A 19,577-nucleotide genomic window follows, 5' to 3' on the forward strand; every position below is an offset into this window, starting at 1 on the left:
CTAAACACTTTTTCCGTAAAGAATAAATATTTATTAATGTTTTAGTTTTTTGAAGTTTTTAATTTTTTTAACCGTTAATAACTCCTAATAATATCCTTTTTAAAAGCTATTATAAAGTTCTATTTTGCAAGCCTGTTTTAAATCGTTTAAATGAAAGTCTGTATAGCCGAAAAACCCAGTGTTGCCCGCGAGATTGCTTCTGTTTTAGGAGCTAATACACAGCGTGATGGCTATTATGAAGGTAACGGTTATGCGGTAACTTACACTTTTGGGCATTTGTGCACTTTAAAAGAACCTAACGATTATAAACCTTACTGGAAAAGTTGGGATCTCAATAACTTACCTATGCTTCCTGAAAAATTTGAAACCAAAGTGGTTTCAAATTCTGGAATTCAGAAGCAATTTAAAATTGTTAAAGGATTATTTGATAAGGCTGACCTGGTTATAAACTGTGGGGATGCCGGGCAAGAAGGAGAGCTTATTCAGCGTTGGGTGTTGAACGAGGCTAATTATAAAGGCGAAGTACAGCGTTTATGGATTTCGTCGTTAACAACAGAAGCAATAAAAGAAGGTTTTGAAAGTTTGAAACCTTCCGAAGATTATGACAATCTGTATTATGCAGGTTTTTCTAGAGCTATTGGCGATTGGTTGTTGGGTATGAACGCCACACGATTATACACCGTAAAGCATGGAGGTTATAAGCAAGTGCTTTCAGTAGGGCGCGTACAAACACCTACTTTAGCCATGGTGGTGAATCGTTTTAAGGAAATAGAAAATTTTAAGCCACAGCCTTACTGGGAGTTGCAAACCCAATATCGTGATACGCTTTTTAGTTATGAAGAGGGGCGCTTTTTAAAGAAAGCAGACGGTGAAGCTTTAGCGAATAAAGTCAAGGAAAGTGAATTCGAAATAGATTCTATTACCAAGAAAAAAGGTAAAGAATACGCCCCGAAATTATTCGATTTAACGGGTTTACAAGTGTACTGTAATACGAAGTTTGGCTTTTCGGCAGACGAAACGCTTAAAATAGTGCAGGCATTATACGAACGAAAAGTGGTGACTTACCCAAGAGTAGATACCACTTTTTTACCAAATGATATTTATCCTAAAGTTTCAGGTATTCTTCAAAAACTTACCAATTACGCTGCATTAACACAGCCGCTTTTAGGTAAGAAGATAAAAAAATCTACACGTGTTTTTAACGATAAAAAAGTAACCGATCACCATGCTATTATTCCAACGGGTATGCAAACGCATTTACAGGCTGCCCAGCAACAGGTTTACGATATTATTGTAAAGCGTTTTATAGCGGTGTTTTATGATGATTGTACCGTGTCGAATACCACAGTTTTAGGTAATGCTGCTAAAATTGTATTTAAAACAACAGGAAAGGAAATTTTAGAAAAAGGATGGCGTGTTGTTTTTGAAAATCCTAATGCAAAGGAAAAGGAATCTGGAATTTTACCAACTTTTGTTAAAGGTGAAAAGGGACCCCATGAACCATCGTTTTTAGAGAAGGAAACCAAACCGCCTAATCAATTTACGGAGGCCTCTTTACTGCGAGCCATGGAAACCGCAGGTAAGCAGGTTGATGATGAGGAGTTACGTGATTTAATGAAAGAAAACGGTATTGGACGACCATCGACACGAGCCAATATTATTGAAACGCTTTTTAGAAGAAAGTACATAAAACGAAATAAAAAACAGGTGTTACCTACAGTTACTGGTATTCAGTTGATTGATACGATTCAGAATGATTTGTTGAAATCGGCCGAGCTAACAGGGTCTTGGGAAAAGCAATTAAAGGATATTGAAAAAGGAGAATTTAGTGCTGCTGCGTTTATTAAAAACATGAAGCAAATGGTTGATGCCTTGGTTTATGAAGTACGCAGCGAAACCATACGCGCTAATATTTCCTATGAAACGGTGCAAAAACAGCGTGCGGCGAAGGCTGAGACTAAAAAGGTTGCAGGGATTTTAAATGAAAGCTGTCCGAAATGTAAAAAAGGCAAACTTTTAAAAGGAAAAACAGCCTATGGTTGCAGTGCTTATAAAGCGGGTTGCGATTTTGTGTTGCCCTTTAGTTTTGCTGATAAAAAAATATCTGAAAAGCAATTTATTCGTCTGCTTCAAAAGGGTTCTACCGTGAATTTAAAAGGTTTTAAAACGGAAGCAGGAACTGTTGAAGGCTTGTTACGTTTTGATGACAATTTTCAGTTAAAGTTAGAACCTAAAAAGACTTCCGCGAAAGCGATTGAAAAACCAACGACTGATGCATTGGTTTGTCCGAAATGCAAAAAAGGCACCGTGCTTAAAGGGAAAACAGCCTATGGATGTAGTGCGTACAAATCGGGTTGCGATTTTAAAATGACTTTCGATGCAGTGAGAACCGCTATGAACGGACAAAAACCTACCAAAGCATTGGTGCATTTAATATTGAATGGAAGCATCTAATTTGGCACATAGACACTTTATAATTTATAAACCATACGGTTTTTTGAGTCAGTTTAAAAGTCACGACTCCAAGCAGCAATCTAAAAATTTCTTGGGTGCGCTTCATGATTTTCCCGAAGGCATTATGGCTATTGGTCGCCTTGATGAAAAATCGGAGGGTTTATTGTTATTAACCACCGATGGTAAGATGAGCGATTATGTAAACAGCAGGAAGGTGGAGAAGGAGTACTATGCGCAAGTAGACGGACCAATTTCCGCGGAAGCGATAGAAAAGTTAAAAATAGGCGTTGAGATAGGTTTCAATGGTAAAAAGTACCAAACCAAACCTTGTAAAGCCTTTGCTTTAGAAGCGTTACCAAATTTGCCAACACGATCGAAAAAAATTAGAGATGAACGTCATGGTCCGGCACCATGGATTTCTGTGGTTTTAAAAGAAGGGAAATTTAGGCAAGTTCGAAAAATGACTTCAGCAGTGGGCTTTCCAACTTTGCGTTTGGTGCGCGTTCGTATAGGTGCAATAAAACTAAATAATATGCAACCTGGTGACGTCATCGAGGTTACCGATTTGAGTTCCCTCCTCGAGGAGGGCTAGGGAGGTGTAGGAGGGCCGGGGAGGTGTTTTATAACGCGAGGAAGGTTAGGGAGTTGTTTTATTCCTCTAATTTCTTAAGTTCCTTATAGTTTTTATTTAATCGTTTTAATAATAAACCGTATAAAAGTTTGTAAAACAGCCAAAAACAAAGTGTAAAAAAACCAACCAGCACAAAGCAAATGCCATAGAATAAGAACGTTTCTGATTGGCTAGCGTTTATGAGTTTGTCTGAAACTTCGGGTGATTGTTTAATGCCGAAATACAAGCCTGCAATTACCGATAGCGTAAGTACAATAAGGTTGTACAGAACATAGTACTTTATTATTTTTCTAGTTCTTAGAATGCTTTCCATCAGTTTTTTTGCATTATCGGTAACCGAAATGGCCTTGTGCGCTTTAAATAAAAGCCAAATAAAAAGTATAATGATGGCGTAGGTGAAAAAATTAATTAATGTTAATGCTATTTTATTGGTGAAAATAAGATCCAGTTGTTCGTTATATGATTTGGAAAAGAAGGTGGGTAACACATTAATGAGTATCCAAAAAACAAGTTCGGCAATGCTAATGTAAAATAAGGTCTTAACAATGGAAGACGATTTTATATGCAGCATAGCGTATATAGATTTCGCAGAAACCTTATGACTGTTGGAATTTTGGTTCCAATCCTTCTTTAATAAATCTAATTCATCCATAAGTTTACGAATTTAAAATGGTTTTAAGTTTCGTTTTAATTCTGTTCATCTTCACCCGGGCATTCACTTCACTAATTCCTAAAGTTTCACTTATTTCTCTATAATCTTTATCTTCTAGGTACAAAAAGACCAAAGCTTTTTCAATATCGTTTAATTTATGTATGGCCTTGTACAGGACTTTTAATTGCTGCTCTTCAGTGTCATCATAATCTTCAGCCTTTATTTTAAATGCGACACCTTCAAAGTCTTGTGTATTAATGGTGCGTTTCGATTTTCTATAAAGTGTAATCGCGGTATTTAAACCTACACGATACATCCAAGTACTAAACTTGGCCTCACCTCTAAATTTTGGGTAAGCACGCCAAAGTTGAATGGTAATTTCTTGAAACAAATCGTTATGCGCATCGTAATTATTGGTGTACAATCGGCATACTTTGTGCACTATATTTTGGTGCTTTTCAAGTAATTCAACAAAATTATGTTCTAACGCTTTATTCAAGGGATTGGATTAGTTGTTATGTAAGTGTTTGTAATTTATAAAATGTTACATTTTTTTCATGCTTTATTTTAAATTGAATACTTTGCCAAAAATTTAGGGGTAATAAATATAAAAAAAGATGGGTAGAATACACGTTTTCGAATTTGAAGACCAAAAATGGTTTCCAAACTTTTTAAGAAATTACGGAACAGACTTTTTACAATTTTTGTCAAATAAAGTAAAAATGTATCAGCCTGTGGTACCCATTATCGAAAAAGGATTACGACAGAGTAAAACCAATCGAATCATCGATTTGGGGTCTGGAGGGGGCGGCGGACTACTTTGGTTAAATACCGAGTTGAAAAAAAACAGTCCCGATTTAAAAATTGTATTAACAGATTTTTATCCCAATATTTCAGCCTTTACTTACACACAAAAGCAAGCAGATAATTTTCTTTTTGAAGAAAAACCTGTAGACGCCAGAAATGTACCAGTAAATTTAAAAGGACTAAGAACCCAGTTTTTATCTTTTCATCATTTTAAGCCAAAAGAAGCTAAGCAAATACTACAAAATGCAATAGATGCCGCTAGTGGAATTGCAATTTTTGAGGCCCAAGAACGAAGTATTCCAAGTATTTTGGCCATGATTTTTTCGCCTCTTACGGTGTTGTTTGTTACACCTTTTATTCGCCCGTTTAAATGGGGTAGAATTATTTTTACATATCTTATTCCAATTGTGCCACTTTTTGTTTTATGGGACGGCGTGGTTTCTTCTTTACGCACGTATTCTATAAAAGAAATGGAAGCCCTTGTTGCTAGTTTAAAAGGAACAGAAACTTACGATTGGGAAATTTCTAAAGTAAAATCTGGTCCAGGCGTTGTTTTGTATTTGTTGGGTACAAAAAAAGAGGGTAATTCTTAAAAGTGTTTTTTGTATAAACACTTGTTTTAGAAGTGTTTGTTGTGACAAATGTCATAGTTTTTTAGAGTTTGATTTCTTAGCTTTAGAATATTAATCAATTCTAAACTATAGCGTCATGAAAGCAAAGAAAAACCCCGTTGTAGACATTGGGAGAAATAGCAGTATATATTTTGCTATTGGATTAAATATCATGTTGTTTTTTACCTGGCAAGCTTTAGAAATTAAAACTTATGAAGTAGATCAAGATGTTGTCGAAATTTTAAACATGGAAAAACAATATGAAGAAGAGATTCCAATTGTGAATGTCAATGCACCACCTCCACCGCCACCTACTGCATCAGTTCAAGAGTCTATCAAGATTGTTGAAGATGTTGTTGAAATTGAAGAAACCATTATTGAGAGTTCCGAAATCGGATTAGAAGATGCCATTATAGCACCAATTCCCGTTGCTGTTGAAGCCGTCGAAGTTGAAGAAGTCGAAGAAGATGTTCAAGTACCTTTTGCGGTTATAGAGCATGTTCCTGTTTTTCCTGGTTGCGAAGGCAGAAACAATAAAGAGAAGATTGCCTGTTTTCAAGAAAAAATGAAGGCACATATTTTTAAGCATTTTAAATACCCGCAATCGGCTTTAGATTTAGGGACTCAAGGTCGTGTTTCTGTCATGTTTATAATTGATGCTACAGGAAAAATTTCATCAATTAAATCAAGAGGTCCAGACCATATTTTGGAAAAAGAAGCCGAACGCATTATACGTTTACTGCCCCATATGACGCCTGGAAAACAACGTGGGAAACCCGTTAAAGTTTCGTATGCTGTGCCTATATTTTTTAAGTTAGAAGCACGCTAAATAAATTATAGTCGCATTAAAAAATTAGAGGCGGTTTGAAGAGTTATAAAGCCTGTCATTTTGAATTTGTTTCAAAATCTCATCATATTGAGGACTAGGCGCAATGAGCGCCCGAAACAAGTTCAGCCTGACGAAGGACTTACTTTTCAAAACGTCTCCTTTGTGTTTATACCTGGTTTCTACATTTCATCACAAAGTTTCTACAATTCGGTATAACGCTTTTTCAAAAACAAGACTTCTGTTAGATATTTGCTTCATCATTAATCCTAAAACGTATCATTATGAAAAATCTAGACGATCACCTTAAACTTCATTCCCGTGAAAACGGGAATCTCATGAACAAATGCGATCTCCACCGAAAAACTTTTCACTAAATTTAACTTCTAACTTTCAAAAGCCTTATGTCAAAATCTGCTAAAAATAGCATCATATTATTTGTTGTAGCCTGTATTGCCTTTGTAATAGGGACTTTAATTAACGGTGGATTTGAAGCGAGTAATACAAACACACTCCTCTTAGATTTTGTGTTTTATCAATTATATGGTTTCGTGTTAGGGTATTCAAATATGTATTTCTTTAAGTATTTGAATGGTTTAAATTGGAATAAAAAGGCCTATGTCAAACGCATTATAATTGGTGTAGTAGGGTCATTAGTCATCACATTAGTAGGGTTGTTTGTCTTACGTTCAGCCTTGGCAATGGTTTATTATGACATGGACTTTAATACTTTCTTAAGTCGTGAGAAGATTGAATATTATCAATTCGGACTCTGGATTACGCTTACCATTGTAGCTATATTTCATGTTATTTATTACTACAATAGGTATCAGCAAAACAAGCTAAAAGAGCAAAAAGTTATTGCAGGGACCGCCAGTGCTAAGTTTGACGCTTTAAAAAATCAATTAGACCCGCATTTTTTATTTAACAGTTTAAATGTATTAACCAGTTTAATTGAAGAAAACCCTAAAAACGCACAAAAGTTTACAACAGGATTATCAAAAGTGTACCGCTATGTTTTAGAACAAAAAAGTAAAGAGTTAGTTACGGTAGATGAAGAATTAAAATTCGCAAACACCTACATGTCCTTACTTAAAATGCGTTTTGAAGACAGTATCGTTTTTACGATGCCAGAGCAAGCCTCTAACCCTGAAAGTAAAGTCGTGCCGCTATCTTTACAGCTTTTATTAGAAAATGCCGTAAAGCATAATATGGTAACTTCAAGTAAGCCATTGCACATCACCATATACGAAGATCAAAATAATTTAGTGGTTGAAAATAATTTTCAGCCCAAACAAATTGTAAAAAAGAGTAGTGGGGTTGGTTTAAATAATATTAATCAACGCTACAATTTACTCACCAATAGAAAAGTAAATATAATCAAAGAAGCAAAGCGTTTTGCCGTGGCAATACCTATGCTTACTAAAAAAATATCAGTAATGAGAACAACATCACATACACATTTAGACGATAGTTACGTACGCGCACGCAAGCACGTAGAAGAATTAAAGGGCTTTTATTACAGCCTAGCATCCTATTGCGTGGTCATTCCCTTTTTAATTTTTGTAAACTATAAAACCTTTTGGGGCTTCCAATGGTTTTGGTTTCCCATGTTTGGCTGGGGCTTAGGCCTCGTAATTCAAGCCTTCCGTGTTTTTGTAGACGACGGTGCCTTTGGCCGAAACTGGGAAAAACGCAAACTTGAACAATTTATGAAAGAAGAAAAAAGCAAATGGAACTAATACCATTTTAACCATTTATTGACGCATATAATTTGTTTCTTTTTCGCTCATATTTGAATATAAAATAAAACCGTAGCTCATGCTATGCTCGAATTTTCTATCTCATCTGAACAAAAAATAATTCAAATTAAAAACACGACAGTATACAGTTAAATTAAAATAAAATATAACATCATGGAATCAAATTATAATCACGAAAATTATCAAAAAGAAGAAGCGTATTTAAGAGCCGAAAAGCGCTTAAAAGAACTCAAAGGTTTCTATTGGCATGCCTTCTGGTATGTCGCCGTGAATGTGTTTATCGTAGGTATGATCGTTGCTAATGGTGGTCATTTCTGGAACTTTGGCACCTTTGCAACACCAGTTTTCTGGGGTATCGGTTTGGCATTTCATGCGTTGTGCGTATTTGTTAAAAATGTAACTTTTGGAAAAGCCTGGGAAGCGCGAAAAATAAAGGAGTTTATGGATAAGGAACAAGGAAAATATTAATGGCTATGGAATCAGAAAAAAATAAACAACAGCTTTTTATCGAAGCAAAGAAAAAAGTAAAAAATCTTAAGATATTCTACATTCATTTAGTAGGGTATTTTATTGTCGTGCTGTTACTGTGTTATAATTTATACATTATGGCAGGCCCATACAAGCCATTTTTTCAATGGTTTGATATTTGTATTTTAGTCGCTTGGACGGTATTCATCTCCTATCATGCTTGGAATGTGTTTAAAGGCCGATTATTTTTCAAGAAACACTGGGAAGACGAAAAACTGCGCAAATTTATGGATTCGGAAAATCAAACCTCACGTTGGGAATAAAACCACTAATATTTTGGGCGTTACCACAAGGGTCGGGCTTTCCGTTGCAATCTTTTTTTAGGTGAATTCAAGGTTTTTTTCGACTTTAAAAGGTTGTTGAAAGTCTCAAAATAAAAGCAAGTTCACAAATAAAAAAAGGATTTCCACTGCAATCCCTAACGCAAAGCCCGTTTCTAATTAAACTTATAGATTTAAAAAAATGAATGTCATAATTATAGAAGACGAAAAACCATCAGCAAGACGTTTACAACGGATGCTAACCACTTTAAACCTCGAAACCGAAGTTATGCTGCATTCGGTTGAAGAATCTATAAACTGGTTTAAAACCAACACCCATCCCGATTTAATATTTTTAGACATTCAACTTAGCGACGGACTCTCATTCGAGATTTTTGAAGCCATAGAAGTGAAGTCGGCCATCATTTTTACTACAGCTTACGATGAATATGCGCTTAAAGCCTTCAAATTAAACAGCATTGATTATTTGCTAAAACCCATAGACGAAGACGAGCTAGCTACAGCAGTTGAAAAATTCAAAGCACGTGCACCACAAACTCAAAGAGTGACTTTAGATTTTGAGGATATTAAAAAGCTATTGGTAAATCCTATAGATCGTGCATATAAAAAACGCTTTTCGGTAAAAGTTGGTCAGCATTTAAAACTCATTAATATTGAAGATATCGAATGTGTATACAGCGAAAATAAAGGGACCTACATTCATACTTCCGAAGGGCGAAACTATTTATTAGACGCCACTTTAGATTTCCTGGAAAATGAACTGGAACCCGAAACCTTCTTTCGAATAAATCGTAAATTCTATGTAAATATTAACGCGATAAAAGATATGGTAAGTTATACCAATTCCCGTTTGCAAATAAAATTAAACAGCTATACCGAACAAGACGTTATCGTTGCTCGCGAGCGTGTAAAAGATTTTAAAGCCTGGTTGGAGTAATTTTTATTTTCTAGTCAAGCGTTTTAAGGCAACCCACTGTTTTAGCATTTCTCTAGAATCTTGAGCAGGGTAACCCAATACGGTTTGTCCTGCTTTAATATCTCCAATAACTCCAGATCCTGCACCTACAGTAGCGCCAGATTCAATGGTGGTATGGTCTTTAATTGAAGCACTTCCGCCAATAATAACACCATCACCTAAAGTTACAGAGCCAGCTAATCCACTGTGTCCAGCCATAATACAAGAGCGTCCCATAACACTGTTGTGGGCAATTTGTACCAGGTTGTCAATTTTACAACCATCGCCAATAATGGTCGAACTAAATTTAGCTCGATCCACACAGGAGTTTGCACCAATTTCTACATAATGTCCAATAATTACGTTTCCTATTTGCGGGATTTTAACCAGTCCACGACCATCATCGCTTGGGCGGTAACCAAATCCGTCGGCACCAATACTCACATTGGTATGGAAAATACAATGGCTTCCAATAATACAACGCTCTCTAATAATGGTTCCAGACCAAACCGTGGTATGGTCTCCAATAATCGTTTCGTCATAAACACAAACGTTAGGGTATAAGGTTACACCATCGCCTAAAACCACATTCGGACCAATATAACAATTCGCACCAATTTTACAATCGGAACCAATTTTAACGGTTTCATGTATTACAGCAGTTGGGTGCATTTCAACTTCAAACTCTGGAGCTGGCGGACTAAACATTTCTAAAATGCTGGCCATGGCCAAATCGGCGTTAGGCACTTTAATTAAAGCTTTGTTTTCTCCTGGCTCAATGTGTAAGTTGTTGTTAATTAGCGCTGCACAGGCTTGAGTGGTTTCCCAAAGTTTGGTGTATTTAGCACTTCCAATAAAAGTAATATGATTGCTTTTCGCGTTTTTTAATTGTTCAGGACCCTCAATAAGTACATCGGTATCACCTATTAATTCACCTTTTAAAATAGCATTAATTTCTTGTATTGTATATGAAGCCATGGGGTGTTTAGTTTTAGTTGTGACGGTAAAGCTAATAGAAAAATAACAATAATCCTTTTATTTAGTCATCAATCCTATTTTCATCAAAAGCAGACGGTAACAAATTGGGGATAAATTTTATTACTAATGGTAGTAAAATGGCGCCTCCTGGTAGTAAAAATATAGCCAAACTGGGAATGGATTTAAAAATATCCAACAGCTGTTCTTGCACCTTCTTTTGCTCTGCTTTGGTTAATTCACGCTTTGTAGATTGTGATATTAGCACCATAAGTTCTTTACTTTCTTTTATCTCAGCGTACAAACGTTTACTGTTTCTTGTAATCAGTTTAAAAACCATTTTACTAGAATTGTTGTAAAAGGTTTTTACCATATTCGATGAACTTAAAAGCGCTATGTTTTTGGCGTTAACGGTATAAAAATAATTTACCGATTTTATAGATTGATGGATGGCTGAAAGACTTAAACCCATATCAAGTCCTAATTTTTCTAAAAACTGATGTTCATCGGCATCTATCATTTGGTCTCCCCAAGTCGCCATGCAAGCCAAGTCTAAAAGATATTGCTTTTCGAAAGGTTTTTTTAAGTGTGTTAAAGCCTTGTTATAGTCAATGTGGCTGTGATCATGATATCTTAAAGAGGATTCAAAAAGTTTGATTAAACTCACGTCATAATGGTTTTTTACTTCCTTCGAATTTAATACCCCTAAAGTAATCGAGACAATGGACGATTCAATGTTTTTTAAGTATGCAGAGGAGATGTTTTCTTCTCTTAAATATTCGGTATAGGCTAAAACATCAACATACAACAAAGCATTTATAATGAAATAACTGAAATTTTTGGTTAAAATATTATCATCGATGTGTATGCGCTTTTGTATAATTTTTTCAAGTTGTTCGCTAGACTTTTTTCCACCCAAAATATCCTGGAAAAGCGAGGTTTTAATTTCGTTTATGTTTGTATAAAAATTGATAACGCTTTCACTAAAAGGCACTTTGCTTTTTGAGTTCTCATGTGCATATAACAAGGCTAAAACCAGGTTGGTTTTGCATATTTCTTCTTCGGTAAGATCTCTTTTTGGTAGGCTCTGTGCAACAACATCTAGGTTGTTACCATATATAAATCCACATTGTCTTAGCGTAAAATAAAAATCTTCCTCACTGTATTTTAAAAAGAGGTTGAAGTTATAAAGTTCTTTAAGCAGCTTGTTTATCCAGCCTGCAGCCGATGGATTCATAAATATGGATTATGGTACAAAAGTAATGTTTTCAACTATGAAATTGCGAATAATTCCTTTAACAAAACTTTAACAAAACCGCTATTTTCTTTTTTCCGTAGGTATGGGTGAGAGTCAAAAAATAACTTAAAAAAAAATCTCAAACATTATGAAAAATTTTAAAGCAGTATTAGGAATTGGAGTGATCGCATTAGCGGCTTTCTTCATTGTTGCAGCCGATCACATCGACGCGCCTGCAGTACAAGGTGGTAATAGTGATATTACCGATTTTTATGCCTTTCAAGGCGAAAACACAGATCATTTAGTTTTTGTAGCGAACCTGCAAGGTTTATTAAGTCCGGAGGCTACAGGAGCAGCATTATTTGATGAAAATGTATTGGTGGAATTTAATATCGATACCGATCAAGACAACATGGAAGATTTAGTAATTCAGGCCATTCCTAGAGATGGTAAAATGTACTTCTTTGGGCCTGTAGTACCTTCTCAAACCGGTTTAGAAAGTACTATTCAATCTGATGCTATAGTAGGTGGGGTAGTAGATATTTCAACTTATGGCGATAGCCCGAAAATAGCATCTTACGGCGGTATGAAATTTTTTGCAGGGCCACGTGATGATCCGTTTTTTATGGATTTCGCTCAGTATTCAGAAATCATTGCTGGTAATGCCGGGAGTTTCAACATGCCTGGAGCAGATACTTTTAAAGGGACTAACGTGATGTCTGTTGTGGTAGAGGTCCCAAAATCTATGATTGGTACTTCAGGAACCATCAATACTTGGGTAGAATCTAAAAGTAAATAATAACAACAACTTAAAAATAGAATCAAATGAAAACTTTAAATAAAATATTAGTTATGCTAGCCGTTTCATTAGTAGCATTTAACTGTTCTAACGACGACGATAATCAAGTTATAATAACAAGTCCTGATTTTTCTGGAATTTACATGCAAGAAGATCAAATGGGGAGGCCAGCAGTAAACACGGTTTTTGTGGCTTCTGCCGATAAAGACGCCTTTAACGTTACGGTACCTTCAAATCAAGATGCGGCCTTTCAAAGTAAATTTCAAACCAATTTAATGGCTTTAAGTCCAGCATTTGCAAATGCAGGTGATATGAATGCTTTAGGGCAAGATGCTGCTGCATTTACAGGATTATTAGCTACCGATGTGCTAAATGTCTCCTTAGATGGTACCACAACTTTTTACGATGGTACTAACGTTTTAACAGGGCGTGCCTTAGCAGACGACGTGATTACGGTAGAATTATTACTGATTTTTGGTGGTGAAGATTTCACTGAAAACCCAGGCTTATCTAACGATAACGTTGATGCGAATGATAAAGCCTTTTTGACCTCATTTCCTTACTTAGCATCACCACATTAAGCGGTTCTCTCTCAACCTCTCTCTCCGGGGTTAAGGCACATGCCTTTCTCCTGGAGATTTTTAAACTCAAAAAAAACCTAAAAAAACTCAAACATTATGAAACCTTTTAAATATATAGCATTTGTTTGTTTATTGGTACTTCAAGTTAGTTGTACCAAAACATCAAAACAAATAACCAGTACGAAAGATTACAATGCTACTTTAGAAATTACCAAGAACGAAAAACTAGAATTAGCACTGGCCGATTTTAATTTTTGGAATGAAAAACTGCAAGAAACACCTAATCAGTTTCCTTATTTAGCCAAGGCAGCGGCTTCTCAAACGCAAATTTTTAATAGCACAGGCCGTATCGATGCTTTAATTGAAGCTGAAAACTATTTAATAGAAGTTAATAAATCAACAGACTACGAAATATCTGGATACTTAAAAGCGTTGGCCAGAAACTATATGTCTCAACATAAATTTAAAGCTGCATTAGATTTATTAAAAAAAGCAGAAGCCAATGGTGAAGGCTTGAAGGGTACAGAAAAAATGCTTTTCGATGTCTATTTAGAATTAGGGGATTACGATTCCGCGAAAGCGTATTTAGAAAAAATTAGAAAAGATGGAGATTTCGATTACCTCATACGCCTATCAAAATGGTCCGACCATAGAGGCGATTTAGATGCTGCTATAAAATACCTTGAAAAAGCTAAAGTGATTGCAGATTTATCAAACCTACCTAGTAAAAAGCAATGGGTTTACACCAATTTGGCCGATTATTATGGTCATGCAGGTGAAATAGAAACATCGTATAATTATTATTTAAAGGCCTTAGAAATAGACCCAAATGATGCTTATGCGAAAAAAGGTATTGCGTGGATTGTGTATGCTTATGAAAAAAATCCGAATGAAGCGCTTCGTATTTTAAATCATATTTCAGAAGGTTATAAGTCGCCAGATATTTACTTGTTGAAGTCTGAGATTGCCGAATTTCAAGGTGATTTGGAGGCTAAGATGAATAATCTCAATTTATATACTATGGCCATAGATAGCCCTAAATATGGTGCCATGTACAATAAATATAAGGCTTTAATATATGCTGAAAATGAAAAGAAAACGGCTAAGGCTTTAAAAATTTCTTTGGAAGAAGTTGAAAACCGACCTACGCCAGCATCTTACGATTTATTGGCCTGGACCTATTTTAAATCAGGGAACTACAAAAAAGCTCTAAAAATTGCAGAGAAACATGTCGTGGGTAAAACTTCAGAACCTGATGTTTTATTACATTTGTCGGCGATTTATAAGGCTAACGGAAAAGTTAAGGTTGCTCAAAAAATGAAAAAAAATTTACTTGAAAGCATCTTTGAACTAGGGCCATTAGCAGAGGCACAAATAAACTTAATTTAATGAGTAGGAATATGAATTACATCAGTCAGTTTTCTTTTTTAATCCTGTGTTTGATTGTAAATAATTTACATGCGCAAGATCTTAAAGGGGTTGTATTTAATCAGGCGAATCAACCTTTAGAAGCTGTTTATGTTTATAATTTAAACTCAAAGACACATGCCCATTCTTCAGAAAACGGTTTGTTTACATTAGAAAATAGTAAAGTTGGAGATTCTCTAAAATTAGGATTACTGGGCTACGAAAATCAATTTTTGGTTTTAGAAGACTCTAATTTTGAATCGAAGTTAGCTGTGGTTTTAAAGGAAAAGACCTTTCAACTGGAGGAATTGGTTATTCGTGAAACGTTAAATCCGTTACATACAATCGCGAGATTAGATTTAAGCACCACACCGGTAAATTCATCTCAAGAAATTTTAAGAAAAGTACCGGGGTTAATTATAGGACAACATGCCGGAGGCGGAAAAGCAGAGCAAATTTTTTTAAGAGGATTCGATATCGATCATGGTACCGATGTGGCCATTAATGTGGATGGTATGCCAGTGAATATGGTGTCTCATGCGCATGGTCAGGGATACAGTGATTTACATTTTATCATTCCAGAAACGGTAAACAATATCGATTTTGGCAAGGGCCCTTATTATGCCAATAAAGGCGATTTTGATACGGCGGGATATATCGATTTCTCAACTAAAGATTATTTAGGGGAGAGCACCGTAGCGCTATCGGTTGGTCAATTTAATACCTTGAGAACCTTAGGGCTTTTTGATTTGTTGGAAAACACGCCAAACCAAAACGCCTACGCAGCCGTAGAATATATTGCGACAGATGGTCCTTTTGAATCGCCTCAAAATTTTAACAGGTTGAATATGTTTGGTAAATACGTCATGTTTTCTCCTGAAAATGATAAATTATCTTTAACAGTTTCTCACTTTACAAGCCGTTGGGATGCTTCAGGACAAATTCCGCAACGTGAGGTAGATAATGGGAATATTACCCGTTTTGGCGCTATTGACGATACCGAAGGAGGGAACACCCAGCGTACTAATTTGAATGTGGAGTACACCAAGCAAGTTTCCGAGAAATCGTTATTAAAAACCAATGCTTTTTATGTGAAAAATCAATTTGAATTGTACTCAAACTTTACGTTTTTTCTTGAAGATCCAATTCATGGCGATCAAATTAAACAAAAAGAAAACCGTGATATTTTTGGTTTAAATAGTATGTTAACTCACGATATGAGCTTGGGCGATGCTGAAGTGAAATTAACATCTGGATTAGGTTTTAGACAGGATATCACCAACGATACCGAATTATCTAAAACGTTGAATAGAACAACAACTTTAGAATATGTACAACTAGGAGATATTAATCAAACTAATATTAATGGATTTGCTAATGCAGATTTTGAATTCGGGAAATTTACCGTTGCTCCGGGGTTGAGATTGGATTATTTTAAGTTCATGTATAATGATAAACTTCAAACCGCTTATGAAACGCTAGCACAAACAAAAACAATTGTGTCTCCAAAACTGAATTTTTTCTATGCTGCGAAAGATAATTTAGAACTGTACGTGAAGTCGGGGATAGGGTTTCACTCAAACGATGCCCGTGTGGTATTAGATAATCAAATTGATGATATTTTACCTCGTGCTTATGGTGTAGATGTTGGGAATATTTGGAAACCAACACCTCAATTAGTTCTTAACACGGCGCTATGGTATTTGTTTTTAGAACAAGAATTCGTTTACGTGGGGGATGCAGGAATTGTAGAGCCTAGTGGACAAACAGAGCGTTTCGGATTAGATTTAGGACTGCGTTATCAGCTAAATGATTGGTTGTTTTTTGATACCGATGCCACTTTAACAAAAGCAAGGCGTGTTGAAGCGCCTAAGGGTAATGATTATATTCCGTTAGCGCCAAGTTTTACCTCAACAGGAGGTTTAGCTCTTAATAATTGGAACGGTTTTTCAGGCGGATTGCGTTACCGTTTTATTGATGATAGGCCAGCGAATGAAGATAATAGTATTATTGCTGAAGGCTATTTTGTTGCAGATTTTAATTTGAATTACACTATAGGTCAAGTTACTCTAGGTGTTGCTATTGAGAACTTGTTTGATACCGAATGGAATGAAACTCAGTTTGCAACAGAATCTCGATTGCAAAACGAACCACAACCCGTGACTGAAATACATTTTACACCAGGTACTCCGTTTTTTGCTAAAGGAACAATTTCGTACCGATTTTAATGAATTCATCTTGACTTTTAGGTTTTACGTCAAGTTTATAGGCGTTCAGTTTTAATGCATTGGGCGCTTATTTTTTTAATGGTTATATAAATCTAACGCCAAGTTTAAAATGGTGTTAATGGTATCAATTGGTAAATCTTCATGAGGATTTATTCTGAAGATTTTCATTCGCGAACGATTTCCTGTTTCTAATTGTGGATGCTCAATACGATTGCCTTCAACAATTAAATAATAAGGTTCCAAAGTTTTTTTATCGGTCCAAATATAGCAGAACATTTTGCCCTTATAACAAAAACAAGGCATGCCGTATTTTGTGGTTTCGGTGATGCTTTCATCAAATTGAAGCAAAATATCGCGCATGGCCAGAACACAACTTTTAATAGGTTCTTCTTTTTTGAAATAGAATGTGTTGTTGTGCATGGTGGTTGATAGTTTTAGTATAGGGTAATGGTCTTGCTAAGGTACTAACTTAGCAAATGTGGTTTTAGTATTAATTATAGTTTATTGAAATCTTATTATTTGAGTTTTATATCGCTTTAATAAACGCGTACTCACTAAACTTCAAACTAATTTTATATGCAGTTTGAATTTGCTAAATTAGTAGCTGAATTAACAACAAAATCTTAAATGAACATGTTGCGTATCATTATCGGATTTCATAAAATACATTCATGACTAATAGAGAATTAATAGAAAAGTTTTACACTTCTTTTGCTGATGGAAACGCCAAGGGAATGGCATCATGTTATCATGATGATGTGATATTTCGAGATGAAGTTTTTGGAACATTACAAGGAAATCGTGCCTGTAAAATGTGGGAAATGTTACTTTCAGGAAAAGCTGAGCCTGCAAAAATTAGCTTCAATAACATTGAAGCGACTTTGGAAAATGGTAGTGCTAATTGGAAAGCTGAGTATTTTTATGGCGCTAAAAAGAGAAAAGTAATCAATAACATTAAAGTGAACTTCAAATTCAAAGAAGGTAAAATTATTGAACATATAGATTCTTTTAATCTATGGAAATGGACGCAACAAGCACTGGGGCCTGTTGGTTATCTTATGGGGTGGACACCTTTTATGAAAAATAAAATTCAGAAAACTACCAACCAAAAGTTAGACCATTTCATAGCTAAAAAATAACCACGCCAAGCATTTGGAGCGCATTACCTTTTTCGTTTATAATGATTCTGTGTAATTTGGTTCAAATATGTTTTTGCTCCAATAAGTTCAAATTTGATTTCATTTGGAAGTTCAGAAAACAAAGAGGAACCTCCACCCAATAAAATAGGGATTGTTGTTAGTACCATGTCGTCAATTAAATCCTCTTTTAGAAAATTTCTTATTGTAGTACCACCGTCAATATATAGCTTGTAAAAGCCCATTTCGTGAATTTGGTCCAAAATTTCGAACAAAGTGCCCTTGATTAAAAAGGCCTTTTCTTTATGACTTTTGGGTATTTCTTTTAATGTGTTACTCAAAACAAAGACTGGTTTGTTGTATGGCCAATCAACATCAAACCCGAGTACGGTTTCAAAAGTGGTTCTGCCCATAACAAGAGCATCAATTTTATTGCTGAATTCGACATATCCCATATCATCAAAATCTGGATTAGGTATAGCATGTAACCAATCAATTCCGCCGTTCTTGTCAGCGATATAACCATCTAAACTTGTCGCTATAAAGACGCTATTTCTTTTGTTCATTATTTTTTTTATGGGGGTGGATTCAAGGTGCTAGCGCAACAAATTTTAATATTTTGATTTAACTTCTCAGTTTAAAAGCCAAATTAAAAACTTGGCGATCTTAGCAAATAAAACACAAACTATTCGGTTTAATACTTAATTGGTTATGTTTTATAGGTAGTGTTGTAAACTGTTGTTATTCAAATTCTGATTCAATTTTATCAATAGAGGCAATATTTTTATTTAAGTACTTTATACTTATTTTAGGTGGGATTGAAATCTCAATACATGTTTCACTAAATATTAAATCCTCAGATGATAGTTTCGATTGAAATTCATTAGACATCAGCAATGCTTTTAAGATCATTTTAAACATTTTCTTATCAGAATACTCTTCAAGTAAATTATTTATATGACTTTCATCAAATTCATTTATTCTGCTAAAGTGTATTTCAACAGATGGTGGAATCGAAACCCCAACAATAAGTCTATTTGTTCTAAATCCTGCTTTTTCTATTAATGGTAATACGTCAAAAATATCTTTAACGTAATTAACAAATTTCCCCTTGGTATTAGTTCCTAGTTCCCCAATTTTAGATAAACCACTTTTCAACTGAGTGATTAAATTATCAGCTATTCCTGTAGGTTTTTCCGAGTTCTTTACTGTCGATTTTTCAGTCATTAATTTATAAATGTTATCTAATTTGTTTTTTCGACTTCAAGAACAATTTCACTTTCCTCAATACGAAATAAGATTTGGTTGTCATTTTTATTAGTAAAGATTCCCATTATAGTATATCCATCAGACTCATTACCAATATGAATAAGTTGTTTGTTGGATTCGAATTTCCATTTAGTATTTTTGGTTATACTAGTGAACATGGTGAATAATTCAGAATTAGTAGTTGTTGTAAGTTCAAAGTTTTTATCAGTATCAAAAATTAATGTGGCATTTTCAAATCCTTTTATTATTGGTTCCATATTAGGGTTTGAAGTTTTTTCCAATATTTTTAATACTTTCCATTTTCCAAAAAGTTCGTTTTCTTTCAAATCTTGCCCATAAGACAATAGACTATAAGATAATGTAAGTAGTAATATTATATATTTTTTCATCAGTTTTTTAAATAGTTTACAACTTATACATAGGTAACACCATTCATA

The 19,577-nt window shown here is 34.9% G+C and carries 21 protein-coding genes; 13 read left to right on the forward strand and 8 right to left on the reverse strand.

Annotated elements, in window-relative coordinates:
- Window positions 1–150 precede the first annotated feature (150 nt).
- Window positions 151–2,454, forward strand: coding sequence for a type IA DNA topoisomerase (locus tag KO493_RS11555; RefSeq protein ID WP_216068129.1), 2,304 nt, complete (start codon window positions 151–153; stop codon window positions 2,452–2,454).
- On the forward strand, window positions 2,441–3,046 hold the full coding sequence (locus KO493_RS11560; protein ID WP_216068130.1) for a pseudouridine synthase: 606 nt from the start codon (window positions 2,441–2,443) through the stop codon (window positions 3,044–3,046). Before KO493_RS11555 ends, KO493_RS11560 begins: the two co-directional genes overlap by 14 nt.
- A 58-nt stretch (window positions 3,047–3,104) precedes the next feature.
- On the opposite strand, the gene KO493_RS11565 is transcribed toward KO493_RS11560, so the two are convergent.
- Window positions 3,105–3,737: a hypothetical protein gene (locus KO493_RS11565; protein ID WP_216068131.1), complete on the reverse strand. Its 633-nt coding sequence runs from the start codon at window positions 3,735–3,737 to the stop codon at window positions 3,105–3,107.
- A 4-nt stretch (window positions 3,738–3,741) separates the two neighbouring features.
- Window positions 3,742–4,236 carry an RNA polymerase sigma factor gene (locus KO493_RS11570; RefSeq protein WP_216068132.1) on the reverse strand — a complete coding sequence of 165 codons (495 nt, stop codon included), beginning with the start codon at window positions 4,234–4,236 and terminating at the stop codon, window positions 3,742–3,744.
- A gap of 118 nt (window positions 4,237–4,354) precedes the next feature.
- Between KO493_RS11570 and KO493_RS11575 the strand changes: the two genes are divergently transcribed.
- From KO493_RS11575 to KO493_RS11600, 6 genes are all read left to right on the forward strand, one after another.
- Window positions 4,355–5,137 carry a hypothetical protein gene (locus tag KO493_RS11575; protein WP_216068133.1) on the forward strand — a complete coding sequence of 261 codons (783 nt, stop codon included), beginning with the start codon at window positions 4,355–4,357 and terminating at the stop codon, window positions 5,135–5,137.
- Between the two features lie 115 nt (window positions 5,138–5,252).
- Window positions 5,253–5,984: an energy transducer TonB gene (locus KO493_RS11580; protein WP_216068134.1), complete on the forward strand. Its 732-nt coding sequence runs from the start codon at window positions 5,253–5,255 to the stop codon at window positions 5,982–5,984.
- 401 nt (window positions 5,985–6,385) lie between these two features.
- The gene (locus KO493_RS11585) at window positions 6,386–7,723 is read left to right on the forward strand and encodes a histidine kinase (RefSeq protein WP_216068135.1); all 1,338 of its coding nucleotides are present in this window, start codon (window positions 6,386–6,388) and stop codon (window positions 7,721–7,723) included.
- A gap of 174 nt (window positions 7,724–7,897) precedes the next feature.
- Window positions 7,898–8,212 carry a 2TM domain-containing protein gene (locus KO493_RS11590; RefSeq protein WP_216068136.1) on the forward strand — a complete coding sequence of 105 codons (315 nt, stop codon included), beginning with the start codon at window positions 7,898–7,900 and terminating at the stop codon, window positions 8,210–8,212.
- 5 nt (window positions 8,213–8,217) lie between these two features.
- Window positions 8,218–8,535, forward strand: a complete 318-nt coding sequence (locus KO493_RS11595; RefSeq protein WP_216068137.1) for a 2TM domain-containing protein — start codon at window positions 8,218–8,220, stop codon at window positions 8,533–8,535.
- 199 nt (window positions 8,536–8,734) lie between these two features.
- Complete coding sequence (locus tag KO493_RS11600) at window positions 8,735–9,490, forward strand: LytR/AlgR family response regulator transcription factor (protein WP_216068138.1); 756 nt, start codon at window positions 8,735–8,737, stop codon at window positions 9,488–9,490.
- Window positions 9,491–9,493: 3 nt separating this feature from the next.
- Here KO493_RS11600 and lpxD read toward each other — a convergent pair whose 3' ends face one another.
- Entirely contained in the window at window positions 9,494–10,486 is a 993-nt protein-coding gene (gene lpxD, locus KO493_RS11605) for a UDP-3-O-(3-hydroxymyristoyl)glucosamine N-acyltransferase (RefSeq protein WP_216068139.1), read from the reverse strand.
- A gap of 61 nt (window positions 10,487–10,547) precedes the next feature.
- Window positions 10,548–11,720 (reverse strand): LETM1-related biofilm-associated protein, encoded by a 1,173-nt coding sequence (locus tag KO493_RS11610; protein WP_216068140.1) that lies wholly within the window; start codon window positions 11,718–11,720, stop codon window positions 10,548–10,550.
- 148 nt (window positions 11,721–11,868) lie between these two features.
- On the opposite strand from KO493_RS11610, the gene KO493_RS11615 reads away from it, so the two are divergent.
- The 4 genes from KO493_RS11615 to KO493_RS11630 all read left to right on the forward strand — a co-directional run bounded on the left by KO493_RS11615 (window position 11,869) and on the right by KO493_RS11630 (window position 16,735).
- A complete protein-coding gene (locus tag KO493_RS11615) occupies window positions 11,869–12,519 on the forward strand; it encodes a DUF4331 family protein (RefSeq protein WP_216068141.1) in 651 nt (216 codons plus the stop codon).
- A 26-nt stretch (window positions 12,520–12,545) separates the two neighbouring features.
- Window positions 12,546–13,100 (forward strand): DUF4331 family protein, encoded by a 555-nt coding sequence (locus tag KO493_RS11620; protein ID WP_216068142.1) that lies wholly within the window; start codon window positions 12,546–12,548, stop codon window positions 13,098–13,100.
- 96 nt (window positions 13,101–13,196) lie between these two features.
- Window positions 13,197–14,489 (forward strand): tetratricopeptide repeat protein, encoded by a 1,293-nt coding sequence (locus KO493_RS11625; protein WP_216068143.1) that lies wholly within the window; start codon window positions 13,197–13,199, stop codon window positions 14,487–14,489.
- On the forward strand, window positions 14,489–16,735 hold the full coding sequence (locus KO493_RS11630; protein WP_252723224.1) for a TonB-dependent receptor: 2,247 nt from the start codon (window positions 14,489–14,491) through the stop codon (window positions 16,733–16,735). Before KO493_RS11625 ends, KO493_RS11630 begins: the two co-directional genes overlap by 1 nt.
- A 75-nt stretch (window positions 16,736–16,810) precedes the next feature.
- Here KO493_RS11630 and KO493_RS11635 read toward each other — a convergent pair whose 3' ends face one another.
- Entirely contained in the window at window positions 16,811–17,155 is a 345-nt protein-coding gene (locus KO493_RS11635) for a DUF1801 domain-containing protein (protein WP_216068144.1), read from the reverse strand.
- Between the two features lie 251 nt (window positions 17,156–17,406).
- Here KO493_RS11635 and KO493_RS11640 point away from each other — a divergent pair, with 251 nt between their 5' ends.
- The gene (locus tag KO493_RS11640; protein ID WP_216068145.1) at window positions 17,407–17,874 is read left to right on the forward strand and encodes a nuclear transport factor 2 family protein; all 468 of its coding nucleotides are present in this window, start codon (window positions 17,407–17,409) and stop codon (window positions 17,872–17,874) included.
- A gap of 23 nt (window positions 17,875–17,897) precedes the next feature.
- Here the strand turns inward: KO493_RS11640 and KO493_RS11645 are convergent, their stop codons facing one another.
- The 3 genes from KO493_RS11645 to KO493_RS11655 all read right to left on the reverse strand — a co-directional run bounded on the left by KO493_RS11645 (window position 17,898) and on the right by KO493_RS11655 (window position 19,529).
- The gene (locus tag KO493_RS11645; protein ID WP_216068146.1) at window positions 17,898–18,437 is read right to left on the reverse strand and encodes a dihydrofolate reductase family protein; all 540 of its coding nucleotides are present in this window, start codon (window positions 18,435–18,437) and stop codon (window positions 17,898–17,900) included.
- Between the two features lie 175 nt (window positions 18,438–18,612).
- On the reverse strand, window positions 18,613–19,098 hold the full coding sequence (locus KO493_RS11650) for a hypothetical protein (protein ID WP_216068147.1): 486 nt from the start codon (window positions 19,096–19,098) through the stop codon (window positions 18,613–18,615).
- A gap of 17 nt (window positions 19,099–19,115) precedes the next feature.
- Window positions 19,116–19,529, reverse strand: coding sequence for a hypothetical protein (locus tag KO493_RS11655; protein WP_216068148.1), 414 nt, complete (start codon window positions 19,527–19,529; stop codon window positions 19,116–19,118).
- Window positions 19,530–19,577 lie beyond the last annotated feature (48 nt).

The organism is Pseudotamlana agarivorans (genome assembly GCF_018860245.1).
In the GTDB taxonomy this organism is placed as follows: Bacteria; Bacteroidota; Bacteroidia; order Flavobacteriales; family Flavobacteriaceae; genus Pseudotamlana; species Pseudotamlana agarivorans_A.